At 60.6% G+C, this 18755-nt stretch carries 17 protein-coding genes; 11 read left to right on the plus strand and 6 right to left on the minus strand.

Translation table 11 applies throughout. The features are described from left to right. Window positions 1-96: 96 nt before the first annotated feature. The 4 genes from GZ093_RS00295 to GZ093_RS00310 all read left to right on the plus strand — a co-directional run bounded on the left by GZ093_RS00295 (window position 97) and on the right by GZ093_RS00310 (window position 4548). Window positions 97-798, plus strand: a complete 702-nt coding sequence (locus GZ093_RS00295) for a VIT family protein (RefSeq protein WP_296480424.1) — start codon at window positions 97-99, stop codon at window positions 796-798. 471 nt (window positions 799-1269) lie between these two features. Continuing rightward, window positions 1270-2562 (plus strand): PEP-CTERM sorting domain-containing protein, encoded by a 1293-nt coding sequence (locus GZ093_RS00300; RefSeq protein ID WP_296480427.1) that lies wholly within the window; start codon window positions 1270-1272, stop codon window positions 2560-2562. A gap of 157 nt (window positions 2563-2719) precedes the next feature. Then, entirely contained in the window at window positions 2720-3520 is an 801-nt protein-coding gene (locus tag GZ093_RS00305; protein ID WP_296480430.1) for a tetratricopeptide repeat protein, read from the plus strand. An 89-nt stretch (window positions 3521-3609) separates the two neighbouring features. Continuing rightward, a complete protein-coding gene (locus GZ093_RS00310; RefSeq protein WP_296480432.1) occupies window positions 3610-4548 on the plus strand; it encodes a rhodanese-related sulfurtransferase in 939 nt (312 codons plus the stop codon). Window positions 4549-4587: 39 nt separating this feature from the next. Here the strand turns inward: GZ093_RS00310 and GZ093_RS00315 are convergent, their stop codons facing one another. The 4 genes from GZ093_RS00315 to GZ093_RS00330 form a co-directional block, all read right to left on the minus strand. Continuing rightward, window positions 4588-5553, minus strand: coding sequence for a nitronate monooxygenase family protein (locus GZ093_RS00315; protein ID WP_296480435.1), 966 nt, complete (start codon window positions 5551-5553; stop codon window positions 4588-4590). 100 nt (window positions 5554-5653) lie between these two features. Continuing rightward, entirely contained in the window at window positions 5654-7444 is a 1791-nt protein-coding gene (locus tag GZ093_RS00320) for an acyl-CoA dehydrogenase (protein WP_296480437.1), read from the minus strand. Between the two features lie 101 nt (window positions 7445-7545). Next, entirely contained in the window at window positions 7546-8478 is a 933-nt protein-coding gene (locus GZ093_RS00325) for an electron transfer flavoprotein subunit alpha/FixB family protein (RefSeq protein WP_296480439.1), read from the minus strand. Window positions 8479-8504: 26 nt separating this feature from the next. Continuing rightward, entirely contained in the window at window positions 8505-9254 is a 750-nt protein-coding gene (locus GZ093_RS00330) for an electron transfer flavoprotein subunit beta/FixA family protein (RefSeq protein ID WP_296480442.1), read from the minus strand. Window positions 9255-9578: 324 nt separating this feature from the next. Here GZ093_RS00330 and GZ093_RS00335 point away from each other — a divergent pair, with 324 nt between their 5' ends. Next, on the plus strand, window positions 9579-10538 hold the full coding sequence (locus tag GZ093_RS00335) for a DMT family transporter (protein WP_296480445.1): 960 nt from the start codon (window positions 9579-9581) through the stop codon (window positions 10536-10538). Here GZ093_RS00335 and rraA read toward each other — a convergent pair. Continuing rightward, a complete protein-coding gene (gene rraA, locus GZ093_RS00340) occupies window positions 10531-11052 on the minus strand; it encodes a ribonuclease E activity regulator RraA (protein ID WP_296480449.1) in 522 nt (173 codons plus the stop codon). The genes GZ093_RS00335 and rraA overlap by 8 nt on opposite strands. A 185-nt stretch (window positions 11053-11237) precedes the next feature. Here rraA and GZ093_RS00345 point away from each other — a divergent pair, with 185 nt between their 5' ends. The 6 genes from GZ093_RS00345 to GZ093_RS00370 all read left to right on the plus strand — a co-directional run bounded on the left by GZ093_RS00345 (window position 11238) and on the right by GZ093_RS00370 (window position 17363). Then, the gene (locus tag GZ093_RS00345; protein WP_296480451.1) at window positions 11238-11702 is read left to right on the plus strand and encodes an SWIB/MDM2 domain-containing protein; all 465 of its coding nucleotides are present in this window, start codon (window positions 11238-11240) and stop codon (window positions 11700-11702) included. A gap of 96 nt (window positions 11703-11798) precedes the next feature. Next, window positions 11799-12803: an ABC transporter permease subunit gene (locus GZ093_RS00350; protein ID WP_296480455.1), complete on the plus strand. Its 1005-nt coding sequence runs from the start codon at window positions 11799-11801 to the stop codon at window positions 12801-12803. Between the two features lie 32 nt (window positions 12804-12835). Beyond that, window positions 12836-13720, plus strand: coding sequence for an ABC transporter permease subunit (locus GZ093_RS00355; protein ID WP_296480594.1), 885 nt, complete (start codon window positions 12836-12838; stop codon window positions 13718-13720). 22 nt (window positions 13721-13742) lie between these two features. Then, on the plus strand, window positions 13743-14711 hold the full coding sequence (locus GZ093_RS00360; protein WP_296480457.1) for an ABC transporter ATP-binding protein: 969 nt from the start codon (window positions 13743-13745) through the stop codon (window positions 14709-14711). Beyond that, window positions 14708-15712, plus strand: coding sequence for a peptide ABC transporter ATP-binding protein (locus tag GZ093_RS00365; protein WP_296480459.1), 1005 nt, complete (start codon window positions 14708-14710; stop codon window positions 15710-15712). The genes GZ093_RS00360 and GZ093_RS00365 overlap by 4 nt, the downstream gene beginning before the upstream one ends. A gap of 19 nt (window positions 15713-15731) precedes the next feature. Continuing rightward, the gene (locus GZ093_RS00370) at window positions 15732-17363 is read left to right on the plus strand and encodes an ABC transporter substrate-binding protein (RefSeq protein WP_296480462.1); all 1632 of its coding nucleotides are present in this window, start codon (window positions 15732-15734) and stop codon (window positions 17361-17363) included. Window positions 17364-17496: 133 nt separating this feature from the next. Here the strand turns inward: GZ093_RS00370 and GZ093_RS00375 are convergent, their stop codons facing one another. Further along, window positions 17497-18753, minus strand: coding sequence for an Hsp70 family protein (locus GZ093_RS00375; protein ID WP_296480465.1), 1257 nt, complete (start codon window positions 18751-18753; stop codon window positions 17497-17499). Between the last annotated feature and the right edge of the window lie 2 nt (window positions 18754-18755).

Genomic DNA, 18755 nt, shown 5'->3' on the forward strand with positions numbered 1-18755 from the left:
GCTGTCGCTACGGTTTCGTGCCAAGCACGGAAATGGTCACCGATCGATAATCCAGGACAATGTCGAATCCACCTTGACCGCGACAACGCCTACCCCATGAAGCTAAACCACCGCCACACTGAACGTCACCGCACCGACCGCATTGGCTGGCTGCGCGCGACCGTGCTGGGTGCCAACGACGGTATTGTTTCGACCGCCAGTCTGGTGGTCGGCGTGGCGGCGGCCAGTGCCAGCCATGGCAGTATTTTGCTGACTGGCATCGCCGGGCTGGTCGCGGGCGCCATGTCAATGGCCGCCGGTGAATATGTCTCGGTCCATTCGCAGGCCGACACCGAAAAGGCCGACCTGTCGCGTGAACGCGCCGAGCTCGAACTGGACCCCGCCTCGGAGCGACGTGAACTGGCAGCCATTTATGTCGCCCGGGGGCTGGAGCCCAGCCTGGCGCAGCAGGTGGCTGAGCAATTGATGCAGCACGATGCGCTGGGCGCCCATGCCCGCGACGAGCTCGGCATCTCCGAGACGCTGAGCGCCCGGCCCATTCAGGCCGCGCTGGCGTCGGCGGCCAGCTTCGCCGTTGGTGCGGTGCTGCCGCTGGCCGTCACCGCGCTGGCGCCCGAGACCGGCCTGATTGCCTGGGTGTCCGCGACGTCGCTGGTCTTCCTGGCCTTGTTGGGTGCTGTCGCCGCCCGGGTTGGCGGCGCTGGCATTCTGGTGGGCGCCTGGCGCGTCACCTTCTGGGGCGCCCTGGCGATGGCGATCACGGCGGGTGTGGGGGCCCTGTTCGGTGCGGTCGTTTGATTCTTGAGCCTTGACCCGTACGGCGGATATTCTGCTCAAGCAACTTGAGCAGAGCGCATCCACGCGGAGTCGTTGATAAGCCATTCGGGGTGTTCTCCCGCAAAAAGGCTATCAAGCCCTGTTCAACAATCTCCGGTGCGCTCAGGCACACTGAAAAGGCATCAGCGTCCGATCTCACCTGGACTGGCACCAGGCTTTGCTTGTGATTTTGAGCGCATTGCCAGGGCGCCCATGGACGAAAACCCAAGCGAAACGTCGAGTAACTTTACAGCGCTCATATGGCACTAGTACAAACCCCATATATATCAATGACTTTCACTTGGGGCATAGATTATGCATAGCCATGATTGATTTATGGTTATTTAAGTTTGCTAACCAAAATCAATAGTGATGCACCGGAAACCAGAGCCTCGTATGAAAGTTGTTTTGGGATCTGTGCCCCTTTCAATCGTTACTTCATGGAGGTACAAAATGTCTATAAAACTAGGAAGGCTAGCAGGGGCTGTGGCTCTCGCGTTTTGCACTGTTGTTGCATTGCCGGCGCTGGCTGCCACTGAGGCCCAGAAACAGGCGGCCATCGACAGCGGCTTGGCCTGGCTGGCCACCCAGCAGGCCGTTAACGGCAGCTGGAGCGGAACCGGCTACAACGCTGCAGATACCTCGTCGGCACTGTTGGCGTTTATCGAGCAAAAAGACAAGCCCTTGAGTTGGAACGGGCAAAACTACACCACCGCGGTCACCAATGGCCTCAATTACCTCATGACGCAGGCAACCCAGGTGGGTGTTGGCACGCGTCCGGACGGCTTCAATGCGAACATTGGCGGATCCGGAAACGGGCTTTATTGGGGGGCAATAAGCGAAACGACCTACATTTCTGGTATCGCCCTTTCCACGCTGGCCCGGGCGGTGTCATCCGGCTACGTCAGTGCCGCCACACCAATCACCAGTAGCAATGCAGCGGTGAACGGCAAGACCTATGGTCAAGTGATCCAGGAGTCCGTGAATATGTACCTCGCCGGGCAGACAACAGCTGTGGGCGGCAACTACCGAGGTGGCTGGCATTACTACCCGAGCCAGGGCGACGCCGACAACTCAACGACCCAGTGGGCTGCAATTGGCATGTTGATTGCCCAGAATGCCGGGGCAACCATTCCCCAGTACACCAAAGACGAGCTGAAATACTGGATGAACTATGTCCAGAACCCCAATGGTGGCTCGGGCTACAGCAGTATTTACGACTATGTCAACGAGTCCAAGACCGGCGGCTTGCTGGTGGAAATGGCGTTTACCGGCTATGACGGCGTCACGTCTGGCCCCGGTGATTACAGTGACAAAGCTGGCGCACTGGCGTTTCTCAATGCCAATTGGCTAAACACCGCCAGCGGTACCTGGTTCGGCAACTTCGGTCACCCCTACGCCATGTGGTCGATCTACAAGGGGCTTGAATCGACCATTGGCCTGACAGACTCGACGACCATCACCAACCTGCACCCACAGGGCAGCAATCCCCTGGATGCGGGCCATACTTGGAACTGGTATGAAGACTACTCGCAATATCTGGTCGACACCCAGAGCGGGGGTACCTGGCCCGGCTATGGATACTGGGGAGGGGCGATGGGAACGGCTTGGAATATCAACATTTTGAATGCCACGCAAGTCGGCCCTGGCCCGGGCCCGATAACTGTGCCCGAGCCAGGCTCCATGGCCTTGGTTGGATTGGCCTTGGCGGCGTTGACAGGTCTGCGTCGGCGCAAGAGCGCCTGACGGCCGAAGGTTAGTGCGGCGAGAGCAGCTCCGATGATCGGAGCTGCTCTCGTTTGCCGTCCCTCGTCAAATACCGTGCACATAGAATTGCATTTTCACCGCCTTGTCGGCCCTTGCCTGCTCAGACCACCCCACGAGAAGTTGAATGACTTATTTTTTGTCGAATGCGCAGCGCGCACTGCTTGCCGTGTCTGCCGGTCTTGGTTTGCTGTGCGGCCAAGTCGTCGTCGCAGCGCCGGTCGCGTCAGCCCCCAGTCACAAGCAAGCCACATCGCCATTGCTGGAGTTTGCGGCGTCGGCTAACAGCACTACGGATCTCATGGTGCAGGGGGGTGCCTCCGGTGGGATGGCGCTGAACGCCATCAGCCGAGGGCGGTGGTCGAATGCCTGCAGCATCGCCACCAATGTCCTGGCGCGCAAAGTGGCGGACGTCGATGCCCTCGGTGTCTTCGCTCTCTGCGCCGCGATTCGCAACGACGCGGCGGCGGCGAGCAGCGCGATTGAACGACTGCGGGAAGCCGAACCATCTGCGTATTACGGCTTGCTGACTCAGGGCATCCTGGAACTCAAGGCAGGATCGCCGGAAAGGGCCGAAGCGGCTTATAAGACCGTCTTGCGGTCACGTACCGCTGACCCGCTGGCTTTGTATTTCAGCGGCGAGGCGCTGCATGCGCGGCGCCAGGATGCAGAGGCAATTGGGACATTCAGGGCAGTGTTAAAGATTTGGCCTGATCATGCGCCGGCCCTGACAGCCGTTGCCCGTCTCTTGGCGGCTCCCAATGCCTCCAAGGAAAGCTTGAATGAAGCCCTGGTGTTGACCGAACGCGCGACCACCATCGACCCAACCAACCAGGCTCACTGGCGGCTGCTGGCCGAGCTCTGCGATCGGACTGGGCAACAAAGTCGCGCAAATGCCATTGCCCTTCAGTGGCTGAGCGGTCCGCCCAAGGTCAAGTAAAAACGCCTACCAATCTGATGATATCTTGGGCAGGCAGCCCACTCTAGAAGCAACGAGGCGCTTGTGCGCGCGAGACTACCACCACAACAATGACTGAATTCCTGACCGCCGCGTTCTACAAATTCGTTGAGTTGCCTGATTACGCAGAGCTCAGAGCGCCGCTGCTCGCCTGCTGCGAAGGCAACGACGTCAAAGGCACCATTTTGCTGGCGACCGAGGGCATCAACAGCACGATTGCCGGACCGGCGGCAGGCGTGCATGCCGTGCTGGCGTACCTGCGCCGTGACCCGCGTCTGGCTGACCTGCAGCACAAGGAATCATGGTCGGCCACAGCACCGTTTTACCGGATGAAGGTGCGCATCAAGCGCGAGATCGTCACCATGGGCGTGCCGGGCATCGACCCGACCCTTGTGGTGGGCACCTATGTCAAACCGCAAGACTGGAACGCATTGATTGAAGACCCCGATGTGCTCGTCATCGACACGCGCAACGATTACGAGGTCGGCATTGGCAGCTTCGCGGGCGCCGTCAACCCGGACATCCAGAGTTTTTCCATGCTGCCGCAATGGCTTGCGCAAGCGCCAACCTTGCACCCGGCCAGCGGCAAGAAGCCCAAGGTCGCCATGTTTTGCACCGGCGGCATCCGCTGCGAAAAGTCCACCGCCCTGCTGAGGGCGCAGGGCTTTGACGACGTCTATCACCTGGAGGGCGGTATCCTGAAGTATCTGGAGACGGTGCCAGAGGCGCAGAGCCTGTGGCAGGGCCAGTGTTTTGTATTTGATGAGCGGGTGTCGGTGGGCCACGGCCTGATACCGGGGCAGCACAATCTCTGCCGCGCCTGCCGGCAACCGCTGGCGGATGCCGACCTGGAATCACCCCTGTTTGAGGCGGGAGTGAGCTGCCCCAAATGCCATGCCAGCACCAGCGACGTTCAAAAGGAGGGCGCCCGCGAACGCCAGCGCCAATGGGAACTGGCCAAAGCCCGTCAACGAAGTCACATCGGGGCGAAGCTCAATACTATCAGTTAGATAGCTGCTTGCGCTTATTCGACGGGGGCTGCAGCCCGATTAGGCATAATTTCTTGCCAACAGTCGGGCCCGCGCACTGGCATACTCGCGCTTGAGCTGAGCGACAAAATCGGCGGTGCTCTGAATCTTGGTGACGGCGCCAATGCCCTGACCACAGCCCCAGATGTCTTTCCAGGCCCGGGACTTGTCGCCGCCAAAGTTCATCTTGCTCGGGTCGCTTTCCGGCAGGTGCTCGGGGTCCAGGCCGGCATTGCGGATGCTGGGCGCCAGGTAGTTGCCGTGCACGCCCGTAAACAGGTTGCTGTACACGATGTCGTCCGAATTGCTGTCGACAATCGCCTGTTTGTAATCCTGGGCTGCCCGCGCTTCCTCGGTGGCGATGAAGGCGGAACCGATGTAGGCAAAATCCGCCCCACAAGCTTGCGCCGCCAGCACGGCGTCGCCGCTGGCAATGGCACCGCTCAGGACCAGCGGGCCGTCAAACCACTGGCGAATTTCCTGAATCAAGGCAAACGGACTCTTCAAGCCGGCATGGCCGCCGGCGCCGGCTGCCACCGCGATCAGGCCGTCGGCGCCTTTCTCGATCGCCTTGTGCGCATGCTTGTTGTTGATGACGTCATGCAGCACCACGCCGCCGTAGGAGTGGGCGGCGGCGTTGATGTCCTCGCGCGCGCCCAACGACGTGATGATGATCGGCACCTGGTACTTGACGCACAGGGCCATGTCGTGCTCCAGGCGGTCGTTGCTCTTGTGCACGATCTGGTTGATGGCAAAGGGTGCGGCCGGTTGGTCCGGGTGCGCCTGGTTGTAGGCGGCGAGCGCCTCGGTGATTTCGATCAGCCAGTCTTCCAGTTGCTCGGCCGGGCGCGCGTTCAAGGCCGGCATGGCGCCGACCACACCGGCGATGCACTGGGCAATCACCAGCTTGGGGTTGCTGATGATGAACAAGGGCGAGCCGATCACGGGGAACGGCAAGCGATTCAGGGGCGCAGGCAGGTGGGACATCAATGCTCCGGCAATAGAGTAGTTTATAGATGAAAATAGCCGCCAGCCCTTGTCAGACAAGCGCGAGAAGCTATCAAATTAGACAGGAACAAGAATCAGGTCAGAACGCGTCCAAGGCCAGCGCCGTGACGCACTCGGCACCTTCCACAATGGCATCGCGCATGCCAGGCGCCTTGGTCAACAAATGGTCGGCATAAAAGCGCGCCGTGACGATCTTGGCCTGCATGAAGGACACGTCGACGCCCTTGGCGATCTCGTCCTGTGCCAGCAGCAGCGCGCGCGCCAGTTGCCAACCGGCCATCAGGTTTCCCGCCAGCATCAGGTAGGGCACGCTGCCGGAAAACACATCTTGCGGCCGGGTCTTGGTGTTGCTCACCACAAACTCGACCACATCGACAAAGGCCAAGCGAGCGGCCTTGAGGCGCTTGGCCACGGCCAAGGCATCGGCGCCGCCACTCTTGCTTAATAGGGCTTCGGTCGCTTCGATCTGCGCAGCAATTCCCTTGGCCGTTTGGCCGCCGTCACGCGCGGTCTTGCGCCCGACCAGGTCATTGGCCTGGATGGCGGTCGTGCCCTCATAAATGGTCAGAATCTTGGCATCGCGGTAATACTGCGCGGCACCGGTTTCTTCGATGTAGCCCATGCCACCGTGCACCTGCACGCCCAGCGAGGTGACCTCCAGGCTCATCTCGGTGCTGTAGCCCTTGACCAAAGGCACCATGAATTCATAGAACGCCTGGTTCTGTTTGCGCACGTCGGCATCGACGTGGTGATGCGCTGCGTCAAAGGCCGCAGCGGCCACGGTGGCCATGGCGCGGCAGCCCTCGGTGTAGGCGCGCATGGTCATCAACATGCGTTTCACATCGGGGTGGTAGATGATGGTCGCGTTGGCAGGTGCTAGCGCATCGACCGGACGGCTTTGCACCCGGTCTTTGGCAAAGGTCACCGCCTGCTGATACGAGCGCTCGGCAATGGCCACGCCCTGCACGCCGACGCCAAAGCGCGCGGCATTCATCATGATGAACATGTATTCCAAACCGCGGTTTTCCTGGCCCACCAGGTAACCGAGGGCACCACCCTGGTCGCCAAACTGCAGCACCGCCGTCGGGCTGGCCTTGATGCCCATCTTGTGCTCGATGCTGACGCACTGCACATCGTTGCGTGCACCAAGCGAGCCGTCCTGGTTCACCAAGAATTTCGGCACGACAAACAGGCTGATGCCCTTGACGCCTTCAGGCGCGCCCGTGACGCGGGCCAGCACCAGATGCACGATGTTCTCGGCCATGTCGTGCTCGCCCCAGGTGATGAACACCTTGGTGCCAAACACCTTGTAGCTGCCGTCAGGCAGCGGTTCGGCCCGGCTGCGCACGGCGGCCAGGTCGCTGCCCGCCTGCGGCTCGGTCAGGTTCATGGTGCCGGTCCATTTGCCGCTGACCAGGTTTTCAAGGTAGGTGGCCTTCAACTCGTCGGAACCGGCCGTCAGCAATGCTTCAATCGCGCCGTCAGTGAGCAAGGGGCAAAGGGCAAAACTCATGTTCGCCGCGTTCTGCATTTCGCCGCAGGCCGCACCAATGGTCTTGGGCAAGCCCTGGCCACCAAAGTCGACCGGGTGTTGCAGGCCCTGCCAGCCACCCTCCGCGAACTGGCGAAACGCCTCCTTGAAGCCGGGCGTGGCGGTGACGACGCCGTCTTTCCAGCTCGAGGGGTTTTTGTCACCTTCCCAGTTTAGCGGCGCCAACACCCCCTCATTGAACTTGGCCGCTTCTTCCAGCACGGCTTGCGCCGTGTCGAAACCGGCATCTTCAAAACCTGGCAACTGGGCAATCTGTTCAATATCGGCAAGATACTTGAGATTGAACAGCATGTCTTTGAGGGGGGCAACGTAGCTCATAGTGAGTCTCCAAATGGAAAAGACAAAGCGCGCACATTCAATCGTTCAAACATGGCGCGAAAAAAAAGGGCACCGCGAACGATGCCCTGTTTGTGCCTGGCTTAGAGCGCAGCCAGCAGCTCGGGCACCGCCACGAACAGGTCCGCTTCAAGCCCATAGTCGGCCACCGAGAAGATCGGCGCTTCCGGGTCCTTGTTGATAGCCACGATCACCTTGGAATCTTTCATGCCGGCCAGATGCTGGATCGCTCCGCTGATGCCGATCGCGATGTACAGCTGCGGTGCCACGATCTTGCCGGTCTGGCCCACTTGCCAGTCGTTGGGCGAGTAACCGGCGTCCACTGCGGCGCGCGAGGCGCCGACGGCGGCGCCGAGCTTGTCGGCAAGCGGCATCAGCAATTCCATGAACTTCTCGCTCGAACCCAGGGCCCGGCCACCGGCGACGATGATTTTGGCGGCGGTCAGTTCAGGGCGGTCATTTTTGGCGATTTCACTGCCGATGTAAGTCGATTTGTCACTGGCGGCTACCGCTGCCACGCTTTCGACGGTCGCTGCGCCACCCGTGGCGGCCGCCGGGTCAAAGCCGGTGGTTCGCACCGTGATGACTTTGATGGCGTCCAGGCTTTGCACAATGGCAATGGCGTTGCCGGCGTAGATCGGGCGCTCAAAGGTGTCGGGGCTGTCGACTTTGGTGACGTCAGAGATCTGTCCCACGTCGAGCTTGGCGGCCACGCGCGGGGCGATGTTCTTGCCCGAGGCGGTGGCGGCAAACAGGATATGGCTGTAGTTCGAGGCAAGGCCAAGAATTTGCGCAGTCACGTTTTCGGCCAGGCCATGGGCCAGGGCGTCGCTGTCGGCGTGCAGTACCTTGGACACGCCGGCAATTTGCGCCGCTGCAGCAGCGGCAGCGCCGGCGTTGGCACCGGCCACCAGCACGTGGACGTCGCCGCCGCATTGGACGGCGGCGGTCACGGCGTTGAGGGTTGCGGCCTTGAGGCTCGCGTTGTCATGTTCGGCAATAACTAAAGATGTCATGAATGGGCTCCTGTAGGGCTGAAGGTCTAGATGACTTTGGCTTCATTTCTGAGTTTGGCCACCAGCGTTGCCACATCGGGCACCTTGATCCCGGCGCTGCGCTTGGGCGGCTCGCTCACACGCAGGGTCTTGATGCGCGGTGTGACGTCGACACCGAGGTCTTCGGGCTTGAAGATGTCGAGTTGCTTTTTCTTGGCCTTCATGATGTTGGGCAGCGTCACGTAGCGTGGCTCGTTCAGGCGCAAGTCGGCGGTGATGACCGCCGGCAAAGTGATGGAGAGCGTTTCTGAGCCACCGTCGACTTCGCGCGTGACGGAGGCTTTGCCCTCAGTCACTTCAATTTTGCTGGCGAAGGTCGCTTGCGGCAGATCCGCCAGAGCGGCGAGCATCTGGCCGGTCTGGTTGCAGTCATCGTCAATGGCTTGCTTGCCCAGGATGATGAGGCCGGGCTGCTCTTTGTCCACCAGCGCCTTGAGCAGTTTGGCCACAGCCAGGGGCTGAAGTTCGACTGTGGTCTCGACCAGGATGGCGCGGTCGGCGCCAATGGCCATGGCAGTGCGCAGGGTCTCCTGGCATTGCGTGACGCCGCACGAGACGGCGATGACTTCGGTGACCACGCCTTTTTCCTTGAGACGCACGGCTTCTTCGATGGCGATCTCATCAAAAGGGTTCATGCTCATTTTGACGTTGGCGATATCAACACCGGTGTTATCCGATTTGACGCGGACCTTCACGTTGTAATCCACCACGCGTTTTACTGCGACCAAAACTTTCATTGCTTCGACTCCAGATAGTTACGAATTCGGCGACAAACTCAAAAGGGCACGTCACCCAGATTGACGTGCACGTCAACTCGGTCATTCTATGCTGTGCTGTTGGCCACTCAGGTCATTCACATGACACGTTGCGAACAAAACACAAAATAGTACGGTCGTGCTTTTCTGAAATTATACCGACATAAGAATCGGCCCTCGCCCAAGTCAGGCGCGCAGACGGCTAGCGCGATCAAGTCGACCGGCCCGGCCAGCCGCGAACCCGAAATGCGCGCGGCACCTTGGCGTCGTCAGGCATGATGCGCAACTGCAGCAACTTCCAGGTACATGACCGCAGTGCTTCCCGCGTCAAACTCCCCGCCCAACAATTCTCAACTGCTGCGCGGCTATTTTTTTCTAGCCCTCAGCATGTCCCTGGTGGGCAGTTATGTGGCGCTGTCCAAGCCGCTCGCCGCCGCATTGCCGGTGTTGTTGCTGGCCTGGTTGCGCTTTGGCATGGGCGCTCTGGCCATGCCACATTGGCTGGTCAAACCAGCGACCGAAGTGCCGATGACCTGGCGCATTAAAAAGTTGCTTTTTCTGGAATCGTTCTTAGGTAATTTTCTATTCACCCTGTGCATGCTGTATGGCGTGAGCCTGACCAGCGCCGTGTCGGCGGGCATCATCATGGCCACCATTCCGGCCATGGTCGCGCTGTTGAGTTGGGTCTTCTTGCGTGAGCGCGTTGGCCCGCGCGTGTGGACTGCCATTGGCTGCGCCGCCTTTGGTATTGGGCTGTTTGCAATATCTAAATCAGAGCTAGCCACGCCATCAGGCCGGGGACTGGAGGCCAACGTGATCCATAAGAATGAATGGCTGGGCAATCTCCTGGTGTTTGCGGCGGTGGTGTGTGAAGCCTCTTACGCCGTGATCGGCAAGCAACTGACCGGCGCACTGACACCCAAACGGATCACGGCCCTGATCAACGTGTGGGGCTTTGTCCTGATGACGCCGTTCGGTGTTTACACCGCCTTGAAATTTGATTTTTTAACGGTGCGGCCCGCTACCTGGCTGCTGCTCGTGTTCTATGCGCTGGCGGCCAGTGTCTGGACGGTCTGGCTCTGGATGACCGGACTCAAAACTGTGCCCGCCGTCAAGGCCGGCGTCTTCACCGTGATGCTGCCGATCTCGGCGGCGCTGGTGGGCGTGCTGGCCTTGGGCGAAACGCTCACGGGCTTGCAGGTGCTCGCCTTCTCCATTGCGCTAGCGGGCGTGGTGCTGGCCACCCTGCCCGGCCGCATCAAATGACACGACTGCCAGACAGCACCATGCCGTCTTCATCCGCATAGAGCCAGTCGCCGGGTCGCACCCAAACGCCCTGAACTTGCAGCGCAATGTCCTGTTGCCCTGCACCGCGTTTTTCCGTTGGCAACGGCATGGACGCGAGGGCGCGAATTCCCAGATCCAACGCAGCCAGCTCAAGCACATCGCGCACGCAGCCATCAATCACCACGCCGGCCCAGCCATTTCTGGCAGCAGCCGCACCCAGGTTGCCACCTAGCAAGGCGCGCCGCAAGGAGCCACCGCCATCGACCACCAGCACCTTGCCGACGCGTCCCTGCGGCGTGTCCACAAAGCCCACGGACTCGACGGCTGCCTTGACTGCTGAGTTGTCCTCAAAACATTTGACAGTCACCACCGGTCCGCAAAACCGGCGCACGCCACCAAAGTCACGGAACACCGAGGGCAACACTCTGAACGCGCCGGATGCATCGTCTTTATGCGCATCGCACAGGTCACAGGTAGCAAATGAAAGCGTCATGATTCATGTCCTTTAAGCAACAAAATTGTAGAGGCGATGATCACAAACCAAAAAAAACTCGATTTACCAATGAAATTAAGGCTTTCCCCCTTGGAAACACCTGCATTCTCCAGTAGCATCCACCGCACCAGTGAGGAAGCCGTTTTTTGCTGGTGATTCATCAACTTCCAGAAGGACAATAAATCATGGCAACTGCAAAGAAAGCACCGGCAAAAAAAGCTGCACCCGCTAAAAAAGCTGCACCCGTCAAGAAAGTCGCTCCCGCAAAGGCAGCCGCTCCGGCTAAAAAAGTAGCCGCAAAAGCCCCAGCCAAGAAGGCCGTCCCAGCCAAGAAAGCTGCACCCGCGAAAAAAGTAGCACCGGTCAAGAAAGTCGCTGCCAAAAAAGCGCCCGCCAAAAAGCGCACTGCCAATGCAGCCTTCATGAAAGCCCTGACACCCAGCGCCGCGCTGGCCGCCATCGTCGGCGTTGGCCCGCTGCCACGCACCGAGGTGGTCAAGCAACTGTGGACTTACATCAAGAAGAACAAGCTGCAAGACGCGGTCAACAAACGCATGATCAACGCCGACGCCAAGCTCAAAGAAGTCTTTGGCAAGATGCAGGTGTCGATGTTTGAGATGGCTGGCCTGATCGGCAAGCACCTCAAGTAAGCAGCGCTCGCTGCCCTAACAGCAAAGGCCGGCGCAAGTCGGCTTTTTTGTTCTGGCATGATCCACGCTTCGCTTCGACACCCAAAGCCCTGAAACATGCTGCGATTTCTCCTAACTCGCTTCAGCCTGATCATCCCGACCTTCATCGGCATGACGCTGTTGGCCTTCTTCCTGATTCGCATGGTGCCGGGCGACCCAATTGAAACCCTGGCGGGTGAACGCGGCATTGATGCCGTGCGCCACGCCACCCTGCTCAAGGAATACGGGCTGGACCGCCCGGTGCTGGTGCAATACGGCATTTACATCGGCCGCGTGCTGCAAGGCGATCTGGGCAAATCGATCATCACCCACGAGCCGGTGCTCAGTGAGTTCCTGACGCTGTTCCCCGCCACCATTGAGCTCGCGCTGTGCGCCATCTTGTTTGCCCTGTTACTGGGCATCCCGGCGGGCATTCTGGCGGCGGTGCGACGAAATACGATCTTCGACCACGGCGTGATGGGCGTGTCGCTCACCGGCTATTCGATGCCGATCTTCTGGTGGGGCTTGCTGCTGATCCTGCTGTTTTCAGTGCAACTCGACCTGACGCCGGTGTCAGGTCGCATTGCCGTGCAGTATTTCATCGAACCGGTCACTGGCTTCCTGTTGATCGACACCTGGCTGGCCGGCGACAAGGGGGCGTTCTGGTCTGCCGTCACGCATCTGATTTTGCCGACCATCGTGCTTGGCACCAATCCGCTCGCGGTGATCGCCCGCATGACGCGCTCAGCCATGCTCGAAGTCTTGGGCGAAGACTACATCCGCACCGCGCGCGCCAAAGGCTTGTCCAATCTGCGGGTGGTCGGCCTGCATGCCTTGCGCAATGCGCTGATTCCAGTGATCACCGTGATTGGCTTACAGGTCGGTGTGCTGTTTACCGGTGCGATCCTGACCGAAACCATTTTTTCCTGGCCGGGCGTGGGCAAGTGGCTGATTGAGGCCATTGGCCGGCGCGACTATCCCGTTTTGCAAGGTGGCATGCTGCTGCTGGGCATGATCGTGATGGCGGTCAACCTGCTGGTAGACGTGACCTACGGCATCATCAACCCCCGCATCCGGCACTAAGGGCCCGCATGAGCAGCACAAGTTTGACAAGTATGCAGATCGACGAAGCGTTGGAGCCGCCGCACCTGGTGCGTGAATTCTGGCGCTACTTCAGCAGCAACAAGGGCGCAGTCGGCGGCTTGGTTATTGTGGTGTTGGTGCTCTTGATCGCCCTGTTTGCACCCTGGATTGCGCCTTATGCGCCGGACCTGACGGACCCCAGCGTCTTTTTGATACCGCCGGCCTGGCAGGCCGGGGGCTCCAGCGGCCACTGGCTCGGCACCGACGCCATTGGCCGCGACATTCTTTCGCGACTAATCTTTGGTGCCCGCCTGTCCCTGGCGATCGGCCTGGCAGTGGTCACACTGTCGGTGATCATCGGCACCATTCTGGGACTTACCGCAGGTTATTTTCGGGGCATCTTTGAGGTCGCTGTGATGCGCCTGATGGACATCATCCTGACGCTGCCGAGCCTGCTGCTGGCGATTGTGATCGTGGCCATCCTGGGGCCGGGCCTGATGAACGCGATGCTGGCCGTGGCGGTGGTGGTGCTGCCGCACTACGTGCGCATCACGCGCGCCGCCGTCATTTCTGAGGCTTCCAAAGACTATGTGACCGCCGCGCGCATGAATGGTGCCGGGCACCTGCGCCTGATGTTCAACGAGATTCTGCCCAACTGCACCGCACCGCTGATTGTGCAGGCCTCGCTCGGCATCTCGGCGGCCATTCTGGATGCGGCGGCTTTGGGCTTTCTTGGTCTGGGCGCGCAGCCACCCTCACCCGAATGGGGCACCATGCTGGCCGATGCACGCGAGTTTGTGCTGCGCGCCTGGTGGGTGGTCACCTTCCCCGGTCTGGCAATTTTGATCACTGTCCTGGCCTTCAACCTGCTCGGTGATGGTTTGCGCGACGCGTTTGACCCCAAACTCAAGCGCTGACAGTCCACTCACACATCTCTTTATGGCTCTACTTGAAATTGAAAATCTGTCGGTCGACTTCCCTTCGACCAACAGCGTGATGCACGCGGTCGAAGGCGTGAGCCTGTCGCTCGACGCCGGTGAGGTGCTGGGCATTGTGGGCGAATCCGGCTCGGGCAAAAGCGTCACCATGATGGCGTTGATGGGCTTGGTCGCCTACCCCGGCGTGGTCAAGGCCGACAAGCTGCGCTTTGACGGTCATGACCTGCTGACACTGTCCAACAAAGAGCGCAACCAACTCACCGGCAAAGACGTGGCCATGATCTTCCAGGACCCGACCACCAGCCTCAACCCCTGCTTTACCGTGGGCTTTCAGCTCGCCGAAACTCTCAGGCTGCACCTGGGGCTCGACGCCAAAGCCGCCAAGCGACGCTCCATCGAACTGCTGGAGCAAGTTGGCATTCCGGCGGCTGAGAGCCGTCTCAAGGTCTATCCCCACCAGATGTCGGGTGGCATGAACCAGCGCGTCATGATCGCCATGGCGATTTCCTGCAACCCCAAGCTGCTGATTGCCGATGAGCCGACCACCGCGCTGGACGTGACGATTCAGGCGCAGATTCTGGACCTGCTGCGCAGCCTGCAAAAGGAGCGCGGCATGGCGCTGGTGTTGATCACGCACAACATGGGCGTGGTCTCCGAAATGGCGCAACGCGTGGCGGTGATGTACGCTGGCCAGATCATGGAAGAGCAAGGGGCGCAAACCCTGTTTGCCACGCCGCATCATCCCTACACCGAGGCGCTGATGTCTGCCATGCCGGAGCGCAGCGAGGGCGTGAGCCGTCTGGCCACCATTCCGGGCATGGTGCCGGGCCTGTATGACCGGCCCAGTGGCTGCCTGTTTGCGCCGCGCTGTGCCTATGCGGTGGACAGTTGCCGCGCCCAACGCCCGCCCCTGCGGCCTTGGCAAAGCGGCATGGTGCGGTGTCAGTTTCCACTGGGAGAAAACGCATGAGTGCGCCTGAAACCCCGGTGGTCGTCGCCCGCGATCTACGCCAGGTCTACAAGATCAGCCGCGGTTTTCTGCATGCAGCCGATCACCTGCAGGCGGTCAGCGGCGTCTCCTTCACGCTGCGAGCGGGCAAGACACTGGCGGTGGTGGGCGAGTCGGGTTGCGGCAAGTCGACGCTGGCGCGCATGGTGTCGCTGATCGAGACGCCCACTGCCGGCGAACTGAAACTGAACGGTGTCGACGTGGTCAAGGCCAGCACCACAGAGCGCCACGCGCTGCGCCGTACCGTGCAGTTGGTGTTCCAAAACCCCTATGGCTCGTTGAATCCGCGCAAGAAGATCGGCGCCATTCTGGAAGCGCCGCTGGAGATCAACACGGAGTTGACGGCAACACAACGCGCTGAGCAGGCCCGCGCCATGCTGGCTCTGGTCGGGCTGCGCCCGGAGCACTACGACCGCTACCCGCACATGTTCTCGGGCGGCCAGCGTCAGCGCGTGGCCATCGCGCGCGCGCTGATGCTCAAACCGGCGGTGATCGTGGCCGACGAGCCGGTATCAGCGCTCGACGTCTCTATTCAGGCCCAGGTGCTCAACCTGCTGGCCGACTTGCAGCAAGAGCTTGGCTTGGCCTACCTGTTTATCTCGCATGATCTGGGCGTAGTGCGCCACATTGCCCACGACCTGCTGGTGATGTACCTCGGCCACGCGGTCGAACAAGGCGAAAAAAGCACGATCTTCGCGCAGCCCTTGCATCCCTACACCCAGGCGTTATTGGCCTCCACACCGGGTCTTGCCGGCAGTGGCATCAGCCGCCGACGCATCGTGCTCAAGGGCGAGCTGCCCTCGCCGTTGAATCCACCCAGCGGTTGTGTATTCTCAACCCGCTGTCCCAACGTGGTGGCACGCTGTCACACTGAGCGTCCCGGCTTACGTGAACTCGCCGGGCGCCAGGTGGCCTGCCATGTGGCTGAACAATTTATCCAACCCGCTGCACCGCAGCATTAACCCCGAAGGAGTCCACAAGATGACCTGTTCAAAACCGAACGCACGCCGAAAATTCGGCATCAAGCCGGCGGTGCTGTGCGCCGTGGCCTTGCCCGCCCTGCTGGCGCTGGCGCCAGCAAGCGCCAAAACGCTGGTGTACTGCTCGGAAGGCAGCCCGGAAAATTTTGCCCCAAGCGTGAACACCACCGGCACCTCCTTTGACGCCAGCGAACAGATCTACGACAACATCGTCGATTTCGAGCGCGGCGGCACCAAGGTCGTTCCCGGTCTGGCGGAGCGTTGGACGGTTTCCCCGGACGGCAAGGAATACACCTTTCACCTGCGTAAAGGCGTGAAGTGGCAGTCCAACAAGAGCTTCAAACCCTCGCGTGATTTCAATGCAGACGACATCCTGTTCACCATCAACCGTCAATGGATCGAGAGCGACCCCTACTTCAAGGTCACCAGTTCCAACCACGCCTACTTCGGCGACATGGGCATGCCCAAGTTGCTCAAGGCTGTCGAAAAAGTCGACGATTACACCGTCAAGTTTGTACTGAACAACCCCGAGGCACCCTTCCTCTCCAACCTCGCCATGCAATGGGCGGGTGTGCAGTCCAAAGAGTACGCTATCGCCATGTTGAAGGCAGGCACCCCAGAAAAAATCGACCAGGACCCCCTGGGTACCGGCCCGTTCCAACTGGTGCAGTACCAAAAGGACGCGCTCATTCGCTACAAGGCTTTTCCCCAGCACTATGCTGGCAAAGCCAAGATCGATGACCTGATCTTCGCGATCACGCCCGACGCGTCGGTACGCTGGGCCAAGCTGCAAAAAGGCGAATGCCATGTCATGCCCTACCCGAATCCGGCAGACGTGCCCGCCATGCGCAAAGACGCCAACGTGACCGTCATGGAGCAACCGGGTCTGAACGTCGGCTACCTGGCCTACAACACCACCAAGAAACCGTTTGATGACGTGCGCGTGCGCAAGGCCGTCAACATGGCCATCAACAAGCAAGCCATCGTGGATGCGGTCTATCTGGGCACCGGCATGGCCGCCAAGAACCCGATTCCACCGACCCAGTGGTCCTACAACAATGCCGTCAAGGACGATCCGTTTGACCCGGCCGCCGCCAAGAAGCTGCTGGCCGCCGCGGGCCTGCCCGATGGCTTCACCACCGACCTGTGGGCCATGCCGGTGCAGCGCCCTTACAACCCGAATGCCAGGCGCATCGCCGAGTTGATGCAGGCTGACCTGGCCAAGATTGGCGTCAAGGCCGAGATCAAGAGCTTTGAGTGGGGCGAGTACCGCAAGCGCATGCAAGCGGGCGAACACCAGATGGGCATGCTGGGCTGGACCGGTGACAACGGCGACCCGGACAACTTCCTCAACACCTTGTTGGGTTGCAGCTCGGCCAAGGCCAATGGCTCCAATGTCGCCAAGTTCTGCTACCAGCCCTTTGAAGACCTGATTCAAAAGGCCAAGGTTGTCACCAACCCGGCCGAGCGTACCAAGCTCTACGAAAAAGCCCAGGTGATCTTCAAGGAACAAGCGCCCTGGTTCACCATTGCCCACGCCGTGCAGCTCAAGCCGGTGCGCAAGGAAGTCATTGGCTTCAAGCTCAGTCCGTTTGGACGTCACACCTTCTATGGCGTAGACATCAAAGAATAAGCGCTACGCAACTGAAGTAGAAAAGCCGGGTCATTCCGGCTTTTTTATGAAAAATCAGGCTGTAGCCCCCGTGTTTATTGGGTTAGGTGCTATCAATTATATTTACCGCCTGCCACGCAATCAGCAACGCCAATCACCCGCGGCTATAGGCCAGGCCTGAGGCCACACCGCCAAACAGGTCGCCCTCCACCACCGCAACGCCAGCAAACTCAGCCTGCAGGGCCTGCTGGAACGGCCGCAATGCCGATGAGCCGCCGGTCAGGTAGATGGTGTCAATCGCGCCGTCGCTCAAGCCAGCGCGCTGCACACATTCCCGCGCGCAGGCGACGGTGCGTGCCAGCAAGGCGGCCAAGTGCTCCCGCATATCGGCGGCGCCGATGGGCGCGCTAAGCCCCGCCTCGACATACGACAGATCCAACACCGTGTCGCCATTCCCCTGCGAACACACAATCTTGGCCTGCTCCACCTCATTGGCGATGCGGTGACCGTGACGCTGCGTCAGCACGTTCATCAGGCGCTGGTGCAAATGCGCGTCAGCAAAATTACTGCGCAGCGCGCGCGCCTGGCTCAGGGCGCGCTGCGGGTACAGCCAGTTGATCAGATGCCAGGTGGACAGATCAAAGAATATGCGGCTGGGCACCACGCGCCGCTGCGGCCCCAACTGGCGATAGCCCAGCAGCGGCATCACCTTTTCCAGGCTGAGTTTCTGGTCAAAATCGGTGCCACCGATGTGCACGCCCGTGCTGGCCAGCACGTCACGGCTTCGGTCGGCCTGGGCCATGCGCCCCGGCCCCAGGCGAACCACGCTGAAATCCGACGTACCGCCCCCAATGTCCGCCACCAGCACCGTGCTTTCACGCTTGAGGCGCCGCTCATAGTCCAGCGCCGCCGCGATCGGCTCCAATTGAAATGACACCTCGTCAAAGCCGGCCGCCTGGGCGGCCTGCAGCAAAGAACTTTGCGCCGAGGCATCACGCGCGGGGTCGCCATCGACAAAATGCACCGGCCGGCCCATCACGACGCGTCGGGGCGGTGCGCCCAGCGCCTGCGTGGCGCGCTCGTGCAGGGTCGCCAGAAAGGTGGCGACGATGTCCTGAAAGCTGATCTGCCGGTGGTTGATGCGTGTGGTCTCGAACAACAGCGAACTGCCCAGCAGGCTCTTGAGCGAACGCATCAGCCGACCCTCGGTGCCGTTCAAGTACTGCGCCAGGGCATCGCGCCCAAAATGGGTGCTGAGGTCTTCGCTGTTGTAGAACACGGCCGTGGGCATCGAGACGGACTCGCCTTCCAGCGCAATCAGGCGCGCCGGGCCATCAAGAGGCGCCCAGGCCATGGCCGAGTTGGAGGTGCCGAAGTCAATGCCGAGCGTGCCCTGGAGAGAAGGTGTCATGA

Source organism: Rhodoferax sp. (assembly GCF_010365055.1).
Lineage (GTDB): Bacteria > Pseudomonadota > Gammaproteobacteria > Burkholderiales > Burkholderiaceae_C > Rhodoferax.